General features: G+C 60.7%; 12 protein-coding genes. 10 read left to right on the forward strand and 2 right to left on the reverse strand.

Annotation, left to right across the window (positions count from 1 at the left end):
* Positions 1-70 precede the first annotated feature (70 nt).
* Together PMI29_RS20765 and arcD (PMI29_RS20760) are read right to left on the reverse strand one after the other, a co-directional pair.
* The gene (locus PMI29_RS20765; protein WP_007996023.1) at positions 71-934 is read right to left on the reverse strand and encodes a DNA-3-methyladenine glycosylase family protein; all 864 of its coding nucleotides are present in this window, start codon (positions 932-934) and stop codon (positions 71-73) included.
* On the reverse strand, positions 931-2,358 hold the full coding sequence (gene arcD, locus PMI29_RS20760) for an arginine-ornithine antiporter (protein WP_007996025.1): 1,428 nt from the start codon (positions 2,356-2,358) through the stop codon (positions 931-933). Before arcD (PMI29_RS20760) ends, PMI29_RS20765 begins: the two co-directional genes overlap by 4 nt.
* Positions 2,359-2,801: 443 nt before the next feature.
* On the opposite strand from arcD (PMI29_RS20760), the gene arcD (PMI29_RS20755) reads away from it, so the two are divergent.
* The 10 genes from arcD (PMI29_RS20755) to gcvT form a co-directional block, all read left to right on the forward strand.
* Complete coding sequence (gene arcD / locus PMI29_RS20755; RefSeq protein ID WP_007996026.1) at positions 2,802-4,229, forward strand: arginine-ornithine antiporter; 1,428 nt, start codon at positions 2,802-2,804, stop codon at positions 4,227-4,229.
* Between the two features lie 33 nt (positions 4,230-4,262).
* The gene (gene arcA / locus PMI29_RS20750; protein ID WP_007996027.1) at positions 4,263-5,519 is read left to right on the forward strand and encodes an arginine deiminase; all 1,257 of its coding nucleotides are present in this window, start codon (positions 4,263-4,265) and stop codon (positions 5,517-5,519) included.
* A gap of 81 nt (positions 5,520-5,600) precedes the next feature.
* A complete protein-coding gene (locus PMI29_RS20745) occupies positions 5,601-6,611 on the forward strand; it encodes an ornithine carbamoyltransferase (protein ID WP_007974406.1) in 1,011 nt (336 codons plus the stop codon).
* 91 nt (positions 6,612-6,702) lie between these two features.
* A complete protein-coding gene (gene arcC / locus PMI29_RS20740; protein ID WP_007996028.1) occupies positions 6,703-7,632 on the forward strand; it encodes a carbamate kinase in 930 nt (309 codons plus the stop codon).
* 64 nt (positions 7,633-7,696) lie between these two features.
* Positions 7,697-8,059 (forward strand): DUF5064 family protein, encoded by a 363-nt coding sequence (locus tag PMI29_RS20735; protein ID WP_007996030.1) that lies wholly within the window; start codon positions 7,697-7,699, stop codon positions 8,057-8,059.
* Between the two features lie 214 nt (positions 8,060-8,273).
* Positions 8,274-9,782 carry a sigma-54-dependent transcriptional regulator gene (locus PMI29_RS20730; RefSeq protein WP_007996032.1) on the forward strand — a complete coding sequence of 503 codons (1,509 nt, stop codon included), beginning with the start codon at positions 8,274-8,276 and terminating at the stop codon, positions 9,780-9,782.
* Positions 9,783-10,213: 431 nt separating this feature from the next.
* Positions 10,214-10,597: a glycine cleavage system protein GcvH gene (gcvH, locus tag PMI29_RS20725; protein WP_007996035.1), complete on the forward strand. Its 384-nt coding sequence runs from the start codon at positions 10,214-10,216 to the stop codon at positions 10,595-10,597.
* Between the two features lie 11 nt (positions 10,598-10,608).
* Positions 10,609-13,476 (forward strand): aminomethyl-transferring glycine dehydrogenase, encoded by a 2,868-nt coding sequence (gcvP, locus tag PMI29_RS20720; protein ID WP_007996037.1) that lies wholly within the window; start codon positions 10,609-10,611, stop codon positions 13,474-13,476.
* Positions 13,477-13,680: 204 nt separating this feature from the next.
* Complete coding sequence (locus tag PMI29_RS20715; RefSeq protein ID WP_007996040.1) at positions 13,681-15,057, forward strand: L-serine ammonia-lyase; 1,377 nt, start codon at positions 13,681-13,683, stop codon at positions 15,055-15,057.
* A 36-nt stretch (positions 15,058-15,093) separates the two neighbouring features.
* Positions 15,094-16,090: glycine cleavage system aminomethyltransferase GcvT (gcvT, locus tag PMI29_RS20710; protein ID WP_007996041.1), on the forward strand; the 997-nt coding region annotated here is incomplete at its 3' end.

Consider the following 16,090-nt stretch of genomic DNA (forward strand, 5'->3'; position numbering starts at 1 on the left):
ACTCGGTCACCTGTGGGAGCGAGCTTGCTCGCGATGGCGCCAGAAGAGGCAATACAAAACCCGGATCAACTCAGTCCGCCCGACTCAATGAAGTCCACAGCACCTGCGCCGCATACCCTCGATAAGGCCGCCAGCCCTCAGCCCGCAACAACAGCTGCTTCGCCGTTACCGGCCCACCCTCCAGCGCTGCCAACGCATTGATCAGCCCCACGTCGCCATTGGGAAACCCATCCAACTCCCGCAACTGTCGCAATGCAATGTATTGCGCCGTCCAGTCGCCAATCCCGTGCAAGGCCAGCAACCGCGCTACGCCCCCCTCCCGGCCGGACTCGAACAGTCGCGGATCATCGAGTAATGCCTGAGCCACTCCCGACAACGTCCGGCCTCGGCTTTTCGGCATGCCCAGCGTCGCCAGATCCGCCCCTGCCAGCACGCCAGCCGTGGGAAACACATGGCTCAATCCCGGCTGCGGTGAACTTAATGGCACACCATATTGCGCCAGCAGCTTCCCCGCCAACCGGATCGCCGCCACTACCGTAATCTGCTGCCCCAACACCGCACGGATCGCCAGTTCCAGCCCATCCCACGCCCCTGGCACTCGCAACCCGGGGCGCTCGGCAATCAACCGTGCCATCAGCGGATCAACCGCCAGGTGTCGGTGAATCGTGCACAGGTCGGCATCCAGGTCGAACATCCGCCGCAGCCTTGCGACAATTTCAGGTACGGCGCCCGGGTCAGGAAAATCAAGGGTCAGCTCAAGTGCATCGGATGTAGCAGGCTGGATCGAAAACGTACCGTGAACGCCATGCAAGTCGATGCTGCGCGAGTAAACACCCTCGACCACCGTTTCCAGGCCAACAATCGCCCGCGCCGACAAGAACCCCAGCAACGCCGGCCAGTCATAGGGCGGCTGGTACGCCAGCAACAACCTCACAGACTGAGCACCCCGCTGTACAACCCATAAGCCGCCAGCCCCGCACCACCGATGACACAGGTGAAAATGCCTTTCTCGACAACCGTGAACAATGGCTTGCCCTGCTCATGACGTGCCTTGGCAAACAGGATCACACCCGGCGCATACAGCAACGCCGACAGCAGCAAATACTTGAGGCCGCCGGCATACAGCAACCACACCGCGTAGCCCAGAGCGATGCCACCGATCAGCAGATCCTTGATCCGCTCGGCGGGTGCCTGTTGGTAGGTTTCACCCCGCGCGCACAACAACACCGCATAGGCCGCCGACCACAGATACGGCACCAGGATCATCGAGGACGCCAGATAAATCAGACTGGTGTAGGTGCCGGCGGAAAACAGCGTGATCAGCAGGAACAACTGGATCATCGAGTTGGTCAGCCACATCGCATTGACCGGCACACGGTTGGCATTTTCCCTGGTCAGGAATGCCGGCATGGTCTTGTCTTTCGCCGTGGCAAACAGAATTTCGGCGCACAGCAGCGCCCAGGACAACAAGGCCCCCAACAGCGAGATCGCCAGGCCGACGCTGATCAGCAACGCCCCCCAGGGGCCGACGATATGTTCAAGCACCGCCGCCAACGAGGGGTTCTGCAGTTTCGCCAACTCCGGCTGGGTCATGATCCCCAGCGACAGTACGTTCACCAGCACCAGCAGCGCCAAGACCCCAAGAAACCCGATAACCGTCGCCCGGCCCACGTCGGAACGTTTCTCCGCCCGGGCCGAATAGACACTGGCCCCCTCGATCCCGATAAACACGAACACGGTGACCAGCATCATGTGCCGGACCTGATCCATCACGCTGCCGAATTCCGGGTTGTTTCGCCCCCAGATATCGAGAGTAAAGACGTCCGCCTTGAACGCCACGGCGGCAATCACGATGAACATGATCAGCGGCACAATCTTGGCCACGGTGGTCACTTGATTGATGAACGCTGCCTCCCTGATCCCGCGCATCACTACAAAATGCACCGTCCAGAGCAGTAGCGAAGCGCAGACGATAGCGATCGGCGTGTTGCCTTCGCCAAAGACCGGAAAGAAATAACCGAGGGTGCTGAACAGCAGCACGAAGTAACCGACGTTGCCCAGCCAGGCGCTGATCCAGTACCCCCAGGCCGAAGAAAAGCCCATGTAGTCGCCGAACCCGGCCTTGGCGTAGGCGTACACCCCGGAGTCCAGCTCCGGCTTGCGATTGGCCAGGGTCTGGAATACGAACGCCAGGGTCAGCATGCCGACGGCAGTGATCGCCCAACCGATCAGGATCGCCCCGGCATCGGCCTTGGCCGCCATGTTTTGCGGCAGGGAAAAGATCCCGCCGCCAATCATCGACCCCACCACCAACGCGATCAATGCACTCAGGCGAAGCTTGCTCGGTGATTGCGACATCGTTGCATCTCCATTTCTCTGGGGGGCGACAAGTGCTGCGAGATCGTCACATAACGAGCGTCAACTAAACTGTTGAAGAGTAATAACGTTTATTGGATAACGCCAACACACGTCTTTTTACTTGCACAAAACAGCTATTAGAAGCGCCGATATAATCTTTTGTTGTATACGTTTTCCCTATACATCAATTTTGTACAAAAAACCCATGGGGAAGATTGGCGGATTCTGAAAAACCAACTAGCGTCATAATTCGAAATAAAATACAAAATAACCGAAATAATCTACAAAAAGGCTCTAGAACAAGCATTACAAGCAGCCGCCTTGCAAATGATGGCACTCCGCCAACAAACTGGGAACGCTCTCATTTAGTGATCCAAGTCAGCTGATTGGATAGCCAACGGAATTAGTCTGTTGCCTCTCTTCTCCTGCATTGGAGTCATGCAATGTCTGAAGCCCCCGGAAAACTCAAACTCGGCGCACTGGTTGCATTAGTCGTCGGTTCGATGATTGGTGGCGGGATCTTTTCCTTGCCGCAAAACATGGCCGCCAGTGCGGATGTCGGCGCCATTTTGATCGGTTGGGCGATCACCGCCGTCGGCATGCTCACCCTGGCGTTCGTATTCCAGACCCTGGCCAACCGCAAACCCGATCTTGATGGCGGGGTTTACGCCTACGCCAAGGCCGGTTTCGGCGACTACATGGGCTTTTCGTCCGCCTGGGGGTACTGGATCAGTGCCTGGCTGGGCAACGTGGGGTACTTCGTACTGCTGTTCAGCACCCTCGGCTACTTCTTTCCGCTATTTGGCGAGGGGAATACCCCCGCTGCCGTGATCGGTGCCTCGGTGCTGCTCTGGGCCGTACATTTCCTCGTACTGCGAGGAATTAAGGAAGCAGCGTTCATCAACCTGGTGACCACCGTCGCCAAGATTGTGCCGCTGGTGCTGTTCATGTTGATCGCGTTGTTCGCCTTCAAACTGGAGATCTTCACTGCCGATATCTGGGGCCTCAAGAACCCGGACCTGGGCAGCGTGATGGACCAGGTGCGCAAAATGATGCTGGTCACCGTGTGGGTGTTCATCGGCATCGAAGGCGCGAGCATCTTTTCGGCCCGGGCGGAAAAACGCAGCGATGTAGGTAAGGCCACCGTTATCGGCTTCGTCACCGTGCTGTTGTTTTTAGTCCTGGTCAACGTGCTGTCGCTAGGGATCATGACTCAGCCGGAACTGGCCAAGTTACAGAACCCGTCGATGGCCGCCGTACTGGAACACGTGGTCGGTCACTGGGGCGCAGTGCTGATCAGCGTCGGTTTGATCATCTCGTTGCTGGGGGCGTTGTTGTCGTGGGTGCTGCTGTGCGCGGAGATCATGTTCGCCGCCGCCAGGGACCACACCATGCCGGCGTTTTTGCGCCGCGAAAACGCCAACCATGTACCGGTCAACGCCCTGTGGCTGACCAACGCCATGGTGCAGATTTTCCTGATCATCACGCTGTTCTCGGCCAGTACTTACCTGTCGCTGATCTACCTCGCCACCTCGATGATTCTGGTGCCCTACCTGTGGTCGGCGGCCTACGCACTGCTGTTGGCGGTGCGTGGCGAAAGCTACGAAGGCGCGGCGGGCGAGCGGCAGAAGGATCTCGTCATCGGCGCCGTGGCCCTGGTCTACGCGATCTGGCTGCTGTACGCCGGCGGCATCAAATACCTGCTGCTGTCCGCCCTGCTCTACGCCCCCGGCGTGATCCTGTTTGCCAAGGCTAAGCTTGAAGTAAACAAACCGGTTTTCACCAACGTCGAGAAGCTGATTTTCGCGGCGGTGGTCGTCGGCGCCGTGGTGGCGGCCTACGGCCTCTATGACGGCTTCTTGACTCTTTAACTACCCTGTTTTGTCATCTGGAGGATCACTGTAATGACCAAGGAAAAAGTTAAGTACGGCGTCCATTCCGAAGCCGGCAAACTGCGCAAAGTCATGGTTTGCTCCCCAGGGCTTGCCCATCAGCGGCTGACCCCGAACAATTGCGATGAACTGCTGTTCGATGACGTGTTGTGGGTGGCCCAGGCCAAGCGCGACCACTTCGACTTCGTCACCAAGATGCGTGAACGCAACATCGATGTACTGGAAATGCACAACCTGCTGACGGACATCGTCGCCATCCCCGAAGCCCTGGACTGGATTCTGGAGCGCAAGATCACCGCCAACTCGGTGGGCCTGGGTCTGATCAACGAAACCACTTCGTGGCTGCGTAGCCTGGAGCCGCGCAAGATCGCCGAGTTCCTGATCGGCGGCGTCTCGGGTGACGACTTGCCCACCAGTTTCGGCGGCAAGGCCATCGAGATGTTCCGCGACTTCCTCGGCAACTCCAGCTTCATCCTGCCGCCGCTGCCCAACACCCAGTTCACCCGCGATACCACCTGCTGGATCTACGGTGGCGTCACCCTCAACCCGATGTATTGGCCGGCGCGCCGTCAGGAAACCCTGCTGACCACTGCCATCTACAAGTTCCACCCCGAGTTCACCAACGCCGATTTCCAGATCTGGTACGGCGACCCGGATAAGGACCACGGCAACTCCACCCTTGAGGGCGGTGATGTGATGCCGATCGGCAACGGCGTGGTGTTGATCGGCATGGGCGAACGCTCGTCGCGGCAGGCCATTGCCCAACTGGCGGTGAACCTGTTCAAAAACAAAGCCGTGGAGAAAGTGATCGTCGCCGGCCTGCCGAAATCCCGCGCGGCGATGCACCTGGACACGGTATTCAGCTTCTGCGATCGCGACGTGGTCACAATCTTCCCGGAAGTGGTGAACCAGATTGTCGCCTTCACCCTGCGTCCCGATGAAAGCAAAGCGGGTGGCATCGACATCCGCCGCGAAGAAACCAACTTCCTCGACACTGTGGCCCAGGCCCTCAACCTCAAGGCCCTGCGCGTGGTGGAAACCGGCGGCAACAGCTTCGCCGCCGAACGCGAGCAATGGGACGACGGCAACAACGTGGTGGCCGTGGAGCCAGGCGTGGTCATCGGCTACGACCGCAATACCTACACCAATACCCTGATGCGCAAGGCCGGGGTGGAGGTCATCACTATCAGCGCCGGCGAACTCGGCCGGGGACGGGGCGGCGGCCATTGCATGACCTGCCCGATCATCCGCGATCCGATTGACTACTAACCTATTAGCCTTGGCCCGCGCTGCCCTCTACCCAAGGGCATGCCCGGACAAGGGGATAACCGACACCTTAGGAGATCCAAAATGGCGTTCAATATTCATAACCGCAATCTGCTGAGCCTGGAACACCACACCCCTCGCGAATTGCGCTACCTGCTCGACCTGTCCCGCGACCTCAAACGTGCCAAGTACACCGGCACCGAACAGCAGCATCTCAAGGGCAACAACATCGCGCTGATCTTCGAAAAAACCTCGACCCGCACCCGCTGTGCGTTCGAAGTCGCCGCCTATGACCAGGGCGCCAATGTCACCTACATCGACCCGAACTCCTCGCAGATCGGTCACAAGGAAAGCATGAAGGACACCGCCCGCGTGCTTGGGCGCATGTATGACGCCATCGAATACCGTGGCTTCAAGCAGGAAATCGTCGAGGAGCTGGCCAAGTTCGCTGGCGTACCGGTGTTCAACGGCCTGACCGACGAGTATCACCCGACACAAATGATCGCCGATGTGCTGACCATGCGTGAGCACGCCGACAAGCCAATCCACGAGATCAGCTACGCCTACCTCGGCGATGCGCGTAACAACATGGGCAACTCGCTGCTGCTGATCGGCGCCAAACTCGGCATGGACGTGCGCATCTGCGCGCCAAAAGCCCTGTGGCCGGCGGACGATCTGGTGGCCCGCTGCAAACAGTACGGTGAAGAAAGCGGCGCGCGCATCACTCTCACCGAAGATCCGAAAGCCGCCGTCAAGGGCGTGGATTTCATCCACACCGATGTCTGGGTGTCGATGGGCGAGCCGGTCGAAGCCTGGGCCGAGCGCATCCAGCAACTGCTGCCGTATCAGGTCAACGCCGAACTGATGAAAGCCACCGGCAACCCGCGCACCAAGTTCATGCACTGCCTGCCGGCGTTCCACAACTGTGATACCAAAGTCGGCAAACAGATTGCCGAGCAGTACCCGCACCTGAGCAACGGCATCGAAGTGACCGATGACGTGTTCGAGTCGCCGGCCTGTATCGCCTTCGAGCAAGCGGAAAACCGCATGCATACGATCAAGGCGATTCTGGTGTCTACCTTGGCTGACCTCTAAAGACCGGAACCCGGTCCATGTAGGAGCGAGCCTGCTCGCTCCTACAGGAGATCGAGTTGCTTGTGACTTCTCAATTTAGAAGGACTGCACCATGCGTATCGTCGTTGCTCTGGGCGGTAATGCCCTGCTCCGCCGGGGCGAACCCATGACCGCTGACAACCAGCGCGCCAACATCCGGATCGCCACCGAACAGATCGCCAAGATCCATCCCGGCAACCAACTGGTCATCGCCCACGGCAATGGCCCCCAGGTCGGCCTGCTGTCATTGCAGGCGGCGGCCTACACCTCGGTTTCGCCCTATCCACTGGACGTGCTCGGTGCCGAAACCGAAGGCATGATCGGCTACATCATCGAACAGGAACTGGGCAACCTGCTGGACTTCGAAGTGCCCTTCGCGACCCTGCTGACCCAGGTCGAAGTCGATGCCAATGACCCGGCCTTCAAGAACCCGACCAAACCCATCGGCCCGGTCTACAGCAAGGCCGAGGCGGAGAAACTCGCCGCCGAGAAAGGCTGGGCCATCGCCCCGGACGGCGACAAATACCGCCGCGTGGTCGCCAGCCCGAAACCCAAGCGCATTTTCGAAATCCGTCCGATCAAATGGCTGCTGGAAAAAAGCAGCATCGTGATCTGCGCCGGTGGCGGCGGCATTCCGACCATGTATACCTCGCCCGGCAAGCTCGAGGGCGTCGAAGCGGTCATCGACAAGGACCTGTGCTCGGCGCTGCTGGCCGAACAGCTTGAAGCCGATCTGCTGGTGATCGCCACCGACGTCAACGCCGCCTTCATCGACTTTGGCAAACCCACGCAGAAAGCCATCGCCCAGGCGCACCCCGACGAAATGGAAAAACTCGGCTTTGCCGCCGGCTCCATGGGACCGAAGGTGCAGGCAGCCTGCGAATTCGCGCGCCATACTGGAAAAGTGGCGGTGATCGGCTCGCTCGCGGACATCGAAGCGATCGTCCAGGGCAAGGCAGGTACGCGCATCAGTACGGCGACACCGGGCATCAGCTATCAGTAACCGAAACTTCGGGGGCAGGCCTGGGGCCTGCCCTGATTCAAGACCTTTTGAAGGAGAGTCAACAATGGCAACGTTCGAGCCGGGTCACCTGCACATCGAGCGGCACGCGCTGAACAAGGACGACGTCAGCTACAACATCTACCTCGACTATGAAGTCAGCCAGGATCCCAAGGAAGGCAAAGGGATGCTGTTCAAGATGCACGGCAGCATTCAGAACAAAGACATGAGCGAGTCGTTCTTCCTGCCCAAGGACATGGCCTACAACTTCGCCAGCAACGTCACCAAGATTGCCGAGAAGTACGGCATCCCGAAAACCCACAGCAACATCGGTTCGGTCCACAAACATTACGACTCGATGTTCGAAGACGTGCGGGTGCAGCTGAACATGAAATCGGGCGACCCGGTCAAACCCGAGCACCTGGAATAACCCAGCCTCCAAATGAAAGCTGTACCTGTGGGAGCGAGCTTGCTCGCGATAGCGGCCTGTCATCAACATTGATATTGACTGACACACTGCTATCGCGAGCAAGCTCGCTCCCACAGTGGGTAATGTCGTCCTGAATATCGGCGGTACATTTCACCATTAGCCCGCCCCAAGGCATACTTGCCACCCTTCGCACTGCAGAACCCAAAACCGCCCCATGCGTATCCACGTCAGCTTCATCGACCGCGTCGGTATCACCCAGGAAGTCCTGGCCCTGCTCGGTGGGCGCAATCTGAACCTGGATGCGGTGGAAATGGTCCCGCCCAATGTTTATATCGACGCCCCGACCCTGAGCCCACAAGTCCTCGAGGAACTGCGCGATGCCCTGTTCAGCGTGCGTGGCGTGCAAGCGGTGACAGTGGTCGACATCCTGCCCGGCCAGCGCCGGCACTTGCAGCTCGACGCGTTGCTTGCAGCCATGACCGACCCGGTGCTGGCACTGGACAGCGACGGCAAGGTGCTGCTGGCCAACCCGGCATTGATCGCCCTGTACGGCCGCGAACCGGCCGGTGAAAGCGTGGCCGACCTGTTTGCCGACCCGGCTTTGCTCGACGCCCTGCTCGAACACGGCTTTCGCCTGCCGCTGCGGGAAATCACCGTCAACGGCCAGACCTTGTTGCTCGACGCCACACCGATCACCGACGCCGGCGCCCTGCTGACCCTGTATCAACCGAACCGCATCGGCGAACGCCTGTCCGCGCTGCACCATGATCACGCCGAAGGTTTCGATGCACTGCTCGGCGAGTCCCCGGTGATCCGCACCCTCAAGGCGCGCGCCCAGCGGGTGGCGGCCCTCGATGCACCGCTGTTGATCCAGGGTGAAACCGGCACCGGCAAGGAACTGGTGGCCCGGGCCTGCCACGCCATCAGCGCCCGGCACAGTTCACCGTTCCTGGCGTTGAACTGCGCGGCATTACCGGAGAACCTCGCCGAAAGCGAACTGTTCGGCTACGCCCCCGGCGCCTTCACCGGCGCGCAACGCGGCGGCAAGCCAGGGCTGATGGAGCTGGCCAACCAGGGCACGGTGTTTCTCGATGAAATCGGCGAGATGTCGCCGTATTTGCAGGCCAAATTGCTGCGTTTCCTCAACGACGGCAGTTTTCGCCGGGTTGGCGGTGATCGTGAGGTCAAGGTCAACGTACGGATCCTCAGTGCGACCCATCGCGACCTGGAAAAAATGGTCAGCGAAGGTCTGTTCCGCGAAGACCTGTTCTATCGCCTCAACGTCCTCAACGTTGAAGTGCCGCCGCTACGCGAGCGCGGCCAGGACATCCTGCTGCTGGCCCGCTACTTCATGCAGCAGGCCTGTGCGCAGATCCAGCGACCGATCTGTCGCCTGGCGCCAGGCACCTACCCGGCGCTGCTGGGCAACCGCTGGCCGGGCAACGTGCGGCAATTGCAGAACGTGATCTTCCGTGCCGCGGCGATTTGCGAAAGCAGCCTGGTGGACATTGGCGACCTCGACATCGCCGGCACCTCGGTGGCCCGCCAGAGCGACCATGACGTCGACAGCCTGGAACAGGCCATGGACGAGTTCGAGAAAACCCTGCTGGAAAAACTCTACGTCAGTTATCCCTCGACCCGGCAACTCGCCACCCGCCTGCAAACCTCCCACACCGCGATTGCCCATCGGTTGCGCAAGTACGGGATTCCCGGCAAGGCCTGAGGCCTGACACAGAACAACTGTGGGAGCGAGCTTGCTCGCGATTGCGAAGTCACATTCAACAAAAATGTCGACTGACACGCCCTCATCGCGAGCAAGCTCGCTCCCACAGTTTTTTGTGTTCGACATGAAATCACGCCAAAAACGACCTCCACCTGTACTGAAAGCGCTACAGTGGAACGATATCGCTACACTCCTCTCCGATCACGGCTGTGCAAGGCTTTGATCCACCTCGGCTTTTATCCAGGACATATGCCGTATCGATTTCGCTACAGCGAGTGAGTTTCAGCGTTTGTCGAAACCACCTAAATCATTGATCAATAAGCATAAAAACAACATTGGCCGCGTTCTTGCTATGTAGTCCTCCATAACCAGGGCATCGCCCAAGCATTCAATCGCGTCCACCAGACGAGTCTGGCCCCTTAGGAGTTTCCATGAGCGAGTTGCGTTTTACTGAAGATCACGAATGGCTGCGCACCGAAGCTGACGGCAGCGTCACGGTCGGCATCACCGCTTTCGCACAGAACGCTCTGGGCGATGTGGTTTTCGTTCAACTGCCTGAGCTGCAGTCTTACGACAAAGGCGCCGAAGCCGCCACCGTGGAATCGGTAAAGGCTGCAAGCGGCGTGTACATGCCGCTGGACGGTGAAGTGCTGGAAGTGAACCCGGCCCTGGACAGCAGCCCTGAACTGGTCAACGAAGATCCGCTGGGTGAAGGCTGGTTCTTCCGTTTCAAACCAAGCGACGCCGCCGCTGTCGGCCAACTGCTGGACCAGGACGCCTACGACCGCCTGATCAAAGCGCAAGCCGAAGCCTGAGGAGCGATGACATGACTCAAATCAACCCTGCCGTTGTAAACATAAGCACCGCCAACGAATTCATCGCCCGTCACATCGGCCCGCGCGCCGGTGACGAGCAAGCCATGCTCAACAGCCTCGGCTTCGACTCCCTGGAAGCCCTGAGCGCCAGCGTGATTCCCGACAGCATCAAGGGCACCAGCGTTCTCGGCCTGGAAGACGGCCTGAGCGAAGCCGATGCCCTGGCCTTGATCAAGTCCATCGCAACTAAAAACCAGCTGTTCAAGACCTACATCGGCCAGGGCTACTACGGCACCCACACGCCGTCGCCGATCCTGCGCAACCTGCTGGAAAACCCGGCCTGGTACACCGCCTACACCCCATATCAGCCAGAAATTTCCCAGGGCCGTCTCGAAGCGCTGCTGAACTTCCAGACCCTGATCAGCGACCTCACCGGCCTGCCGATCGCCAACGCCTCGCTGCTCGACGAAGCCACCGCCGCTGCCGAAGCCATGACCTTCTGCAAACGCCTAAGCAAGAACAAAGGCAGCCACCAATTCTTCGCTTCCGTGCATTGCCACCCGCAGACCCTCGACGTACTGCGCACCCGTGCCGAGCCTTTGGGTATCGACGTGGTGGTTGGCGACGAACTCGAACTGACCGACGTGACGCCGTTCTTCGGCGCCCTGCTGCAATACCCGGCGAGCAACGGTGACGTGTTCGACTACCGCGAGCTGACCGAACGCTTCCATGCCGCCAACGCCCTCGTTGCCGTGGCTGCCGACCTGTTGGCCCTGACCGTGCTGACCGCACCGGGCGAGTTTGGCGCCGACGTGGCCATCGGCAGTGCACAACGCTTCGGCGTGCCGCTGGGCTTTGGTGGCCCGCACGCGGCGTACTTCTCCACCAAGGATGCGTTCAAGCGTGACATGCCAGGCCGCCTGGTCGGTGTTTCCGTAGACCGTTTCGGCAACCCGGCCCTGCGCCTGGCCATGCAGACCCGCGAACAACACATCCGTCGCGAGAAAGCCACATCGAACATCTGCACCGCGCAAGTGCTGCTGGCCAACATCGCCAGCATGTACGCCGTGTACCACGGTCCAAAAGGCCTGACACAGATCGCCAATCGCGTGCATCACCTGACTGCAATCCTGGCCAAAGGCTTGAGCGCATTGGGTCTGAACGTCGAGCAAGCGAGCTTCTTCGACACCCTGACCGTGAAGACCGGCGCTCAAACCGCTGCCCTGCACGACAAGGCACACGCCCAGCGCATCAACCTGCGCGTGGTCGATGGCGAACGCCTGGGCCTGTCCCTGGACGAAACCACCACTCAGGCCGACGTTGAAACCCTGTGGAGCCTGCTGTCCGATGGCAAGGCCCTGCCAGACTTCGCCGCCCTCGCCGCCTCGGTGCAGAGCGCCATCCCGGCCACGCTGGTGCGTCAGTCGCCGATCCTCAGCCACCCGGTGTTCAACCGCTATCACTCGGAAACCGAGCTGATGCGTTACCTGCGCAAACTGGCGGACAAGGACCTGGCGCTGGACCGCACCATGATCCCGCTGGGTTCGTGCACCATGAAACTCAACGCCGCCAGCGAAATGATCCCGGTAACCTGGGCCGAATTCGGCGCCCTGCACCCGTTCGCCCCGGCCGAGCAAAGCGCCGGTTATCAGCAATTGACCGACGAACTGGAAGCCATGCTGTGCGCTGCGACCGGCTACGACTCGGTTTCGCTGCAACCGAACGCCGGTTCCCAGGGTGAATACGCAGGTCTCTTGGCGATCCGTGCCTACCACCAGAGCCGTGGCGAAGACCGTCGCGACATCTGCCTGATCCCGTCGTCGGCCCACGGTACCAACCCGGCCACCGCACAAATGGCGGGTATGCGCGTGGTCGTGACCGCGTGCGATGCCCGCGGCAACGTCGACATCGAAGACCTGCGCGCCAAGGCCATCGAGCACCGCGAACACCTCGCCGCGCTGATGATCACCTACCCGTCGACCCACGGCGTGTTCGAAGAAGGCATCCGCGAAATCTGCGGCATCATTCATGACAACGGCGGCCAGGTGTACATCGACGGCGCCAACATGAACGCCATGGTCGGCCTCTGCGCGCCGGGCAAGTTCGGCGGCGACGTGTCGCACCTGAACCTGCACAAGACCTTCTGCATCCCGCACGGTGGTGGCGGCCCGGGCGTCGGCCCGATTGGCGTCAAGTCGCACCTCGCGCCGTTCCTGCCGGGCCACGCCCAGATGGAGCGCAAGGAAGGCGCCGTTTGCGCGGCACCGTTCGGCAGTGCGAGCATTCTGCCGATCACCTGGATGTACATTCGCATGATGGGTGGCGCGGGCCTCAAGCGCGCATCGCAGCTGGCGATCCTCAATGCCAACTACATTTCCCGTCGCCTCGAAGAGCACTATCCAGTGCTGTACACCGGCAGCAACGGCCTGGTGGCGCACGAATGCATCCTCGACCTGCGTCCGCTGAAAGACAGCAGCGGCATCAGCGTCGATGACGTGGCCAAGCGCCTGATCGACTTCGGTTTCCACGCGCCGACCATGTCGTTCCCGGTAGCCGGCACGCTAATGATCGAGCCGACCGAGAGCGAATCGAAGGAAGAACTGGACCGCTTCTGCGACGCCATGATCCGCATTCGCGAAGAAATCCGCGCAGTGGAAAACGGCACCCTGGACAAGGACGACAACCCGCTGAAAAACGCTCCGCACACCGCCAGGGAACTGGTCGGCGAGTGGTCGCACCCGTACAGCCGTGAACAAGCGGTTTACCCGGTTGCGTCGCTGATCGAAGGCAAGTACTGGCCGCCGGTCGGTCGCGTCGACAACGTGTTTGGCGATCGCAACCTGGTCTGCGCCTGCCCGTCGATCGAAAGCTACGCTTAAACCAATGAGGGGGCGGATTGATCCGCCCCCGATTTCCAGAACACCCCACAACCCTGTGGGAGCGAGCTTGCTCGCGATGACGGACTGACAGCCACCATCAATGTCGACTGAACGACCGCTATCGCGAGCAAGCTCGCTCCCACAGGGATCTGTGCCAAGTCTTATGTTCCGTGAATTCCTATAACAAGAAACCGGAGAACCACCATGTCGTTAAGCGTGTTCGACCTGTTCAAGATTGGTATCGGCCCCTCCAGCTCCCACACCGTCGGTCCGATGCGCGCCGCTGCGCGCTTCGTCGAAGGCCTGCGCCGTGAAGGGCTGCTGACGACCACCACCTGCGTCAAGGTCGAGCTGTACGGCTCGCTCGGCGCCACCGGCAAGGGCCACGGCAGTGACAAGGCTGTGTTGCTGGGCCTGGAAGGCGAACACCCGGACACCGTGGATACAGAAACCGTCGCTGCGCGCCTGCAAGAAATTCGTGGCAACGGTCGCTTGAACCTGCTCGGCGAACACAGCATTGCGTTCAACGAGAAAGAACACCTGGCGATGATTCGCAAACCGTTGCCCTACCACCCCAACGGCATGATTTTTCGCGCCTTCGACGCGGCGGGCCTGCAAGTCCGCAGTCGCGAGTACTACTCGGTGGGCGGCGGGTTTGTCGTTGATGAGGACGCTGCCGGCGCCGATCGTATCGTCGAAGACGCCACCCCCCTGACCTTCCCCTTCAAAAGCGCCAAGGATCTGCTCGCTCATTGCGCCAAATACGGCCTGTCGATCAGCCAGGTGATGCTGACGAATGAAAGCGCCTGGCGCCCGGAAGCGGAAACCCGCGCCGGCCTGTTGAAGATCTGGCAAGTCATGCAGGACTGCGTCGCCGCCGGTTGCCGCAATGAAGGCATCCTGCCCGGTGGCCTGAAGGTCAAACGCCGGGCGGCAGCGCTGCATCGGCAATTGTGCGGCAACCCCGAATCGTCCTTGCGCGATCCGCTGTCGGTGCTGGACTGGGTCAACCTGTACGCCCTGGCCGTCAACGAAGAAAACGCCAACGGCGGGCGCGTGGTCACGGCGCCCACCAATGGTGCGGCCGGGATCATTCCGGCGGTGCTGCATTACTACATGCGGTTTATTCCCGGCGCGAATGATGACGGGGTGGTGCGTTTTCTGCTGACTGCCGCGGCCATTGGCATTCTGTACAAGGAAAACGCCTCTATCTCCGGTGCCGAAGTCGGCTGCCAGGGCGAAGTCGGCGTCGCTTGCTCGATGGCCGCCGGCGCCTTGTGCGAAGTACTGGGCGGCACCGTGCAACAAGTGGAGAACGCCGCCGAAATCGGCATGGAACACAACCTCGGGCTGACCTGCGACCCGATTGGCGGGCTGGTGCAAGTGCCTTGCATCGAGCGCAACGCCATGGGCTCGGTCAAGGCCATCAATGCCGTGCGCATGGCCATGCGCGGCGACGGGCAACACTTCGTCTCCCTCGACAAGGTTATCCGCACCATGCGCCAGACCGGCGCCGACATGAAAAGCAAATACAAGGAAACCGCCCGTGGCGGTTTGGCGGTCAACATTATCGAGTGCTGATGAGCGCTCATCTGCACCCTTCTTCAGGAGCTGAATATGTCCACCGAACAACTGTTGAAAACCCCGTTGCACGCACTGCACATCGAACTCGGCGCGCGCATGGTGCCGTTCGCCGGCTACGACATGCCAGTGCAATACCCGCTGGGCGTGATGAAGGAACACCAGCACACCCGCGATCAGGCCGGGCTGTTCGATGTCTCGCACATGGGCCAGATCCGCCTGACCGGTGCCAACGCGGCCAAGGCCCTGGAAACCCTGGTGCCGGTGGACATCATTGACCTGCCGGTGGGCATGCAGCGCTACGCGATGTTCACCAATGCGACGGGCGGCATCCTCGATGACCTGATGGTCGCCAACCTGGGCAACGACGAATTGTTTCTGGTGGTCAACGCCGCCTGCAAGGATCAGGACCTGGCACACCTGCGCCAGCACATTGGCGACCAGTGCACGATCGAGCCGCTGTTCGAAGAACGCGCCCTGCTCGCCCTGCAAGGTCCGGCAGCGGTCACTGTGCTGGCACGTCTGGCACCTGAAGTGGCCAGGATGACCTTCATGCAGTTCGCTCGAGTGAAACTGCTGGGCGTGGACTGCTTTGTCAGCCGCTCGGGTTACACCGGTGAAGACGGGTTCGAAATCTCCGTGCCGGCCGCCAACGCCGAAGCCCTGGCTCGTGCACTGCTGGCTGAAGCGGAAGTGGCCGCCATCGGCCTTGGCGCCCGCGACTCCCTGCGCCTGGAAGCGGGTCTGTGCCTGTACGGCCATGACATGAATACCGACACCACCCCGATCGAAGCGAGCCTGCTGTGGGCGATCTCCAAGCCACGTCGCGCCGATGGCGCGCGGGCCGGCGGCTTCCCCGGCGCCGAAACCGTATTCGCTCAGCAACAGGCAGGCGTAAACCGTAAACGCGTAGGCCTGCTGCCGCAGGAACGTACACCGGTGCGCGAAGGTGCCGAGATCGTCAACGAAGCCGGCGACATCATCGGTAGCGTCTGCAGCGGCGGTTTCGGCCCGACCCTGGGCGGGCCGCTGG

The organism is Pseudomonas sp. GM49 (assembly GCF_000282355.1).
Lineage (GTDB): Bacteria > Pseudomonadota > Gammaproteobacteria > Pseudomonadales > Pseudomonadaceae > Aquipseudomonas.

What these genes read in the sequence shown, in the direction of transcription:
- PMI29_RS20735 (WP_007996030.1), top strand. Translation starts at nt 7,697, where the DNA reads ATGGCAACGTTCGAGCCGGGTCACCTGCACATCGAGCGGCACGCGCTG.
- arcD (WP_007996025.1), bottom strand. Translation starts at nt 2,358, where the DNA reads ATGTCGCAATCACCGAGCAAGCTTCGCCTGAGTGCATTGATCGCGTTG.
- arcA (WP_007996027.1), top strand. Translation starts at nt 4,263, where the DNA reads ATGACCAAGGAAAAAGTTAAGTACGGCGTCCATTCCGAAGCCGGCAAA.
- PMI29_RS20745 (WP_007974406.1), top strand. Translation starts at nt 5,601, where the DNA reads ATGGCGTTCAATATTCATAACCGCAATCTGCTGAGCCTGGAACACCAC.
- gcvP (WP_007996037.1), top strand. Translation starts at nt 10,609, where the DNA reads ATGACTCAAATCAACCCTGCCGTTGTAAACATAAGCACCGCCAACGAA.
- PMI29_RS20730 (WP_007996032.1), top strand. Translation starts at nt 8,274, where the DNA reads ATGCGTATCCACGTCAGCTTCATCGACCGCGTCGGTATCACCCAGGAA.
- arcD (WP_007996026.1), top strand. Translation starts at nt 2,802, where the DNA reads ATGTCTGAAGCCCCCGGAAAACTCAAACTCGGCGCACTGGTTGCATTA.
- gcvH (WP_007996035.1), top strand. Translation starts at nt 10,214, where the DNA reads ATGAGCGAGTTGCGTTTTACTGAAGATCACGAATGGCTGCGCACCGAA.
- PMI29_RS20715 (WP_007996040.1), top strand. Translation starts at nt 13,681, where the DNA reads ATGTCGTTAAGCGTGTTCGACCTGTTCAAGATTGGTATCGGCCCCTCC.
- arcC (WP_007996028.1), top strand. Translation starts at nt 6,703, where the DNA reads ATGCGTATCGTCGTTGCTCTGGGCGGTAATGCCCTGCTCCGCCGGGGC.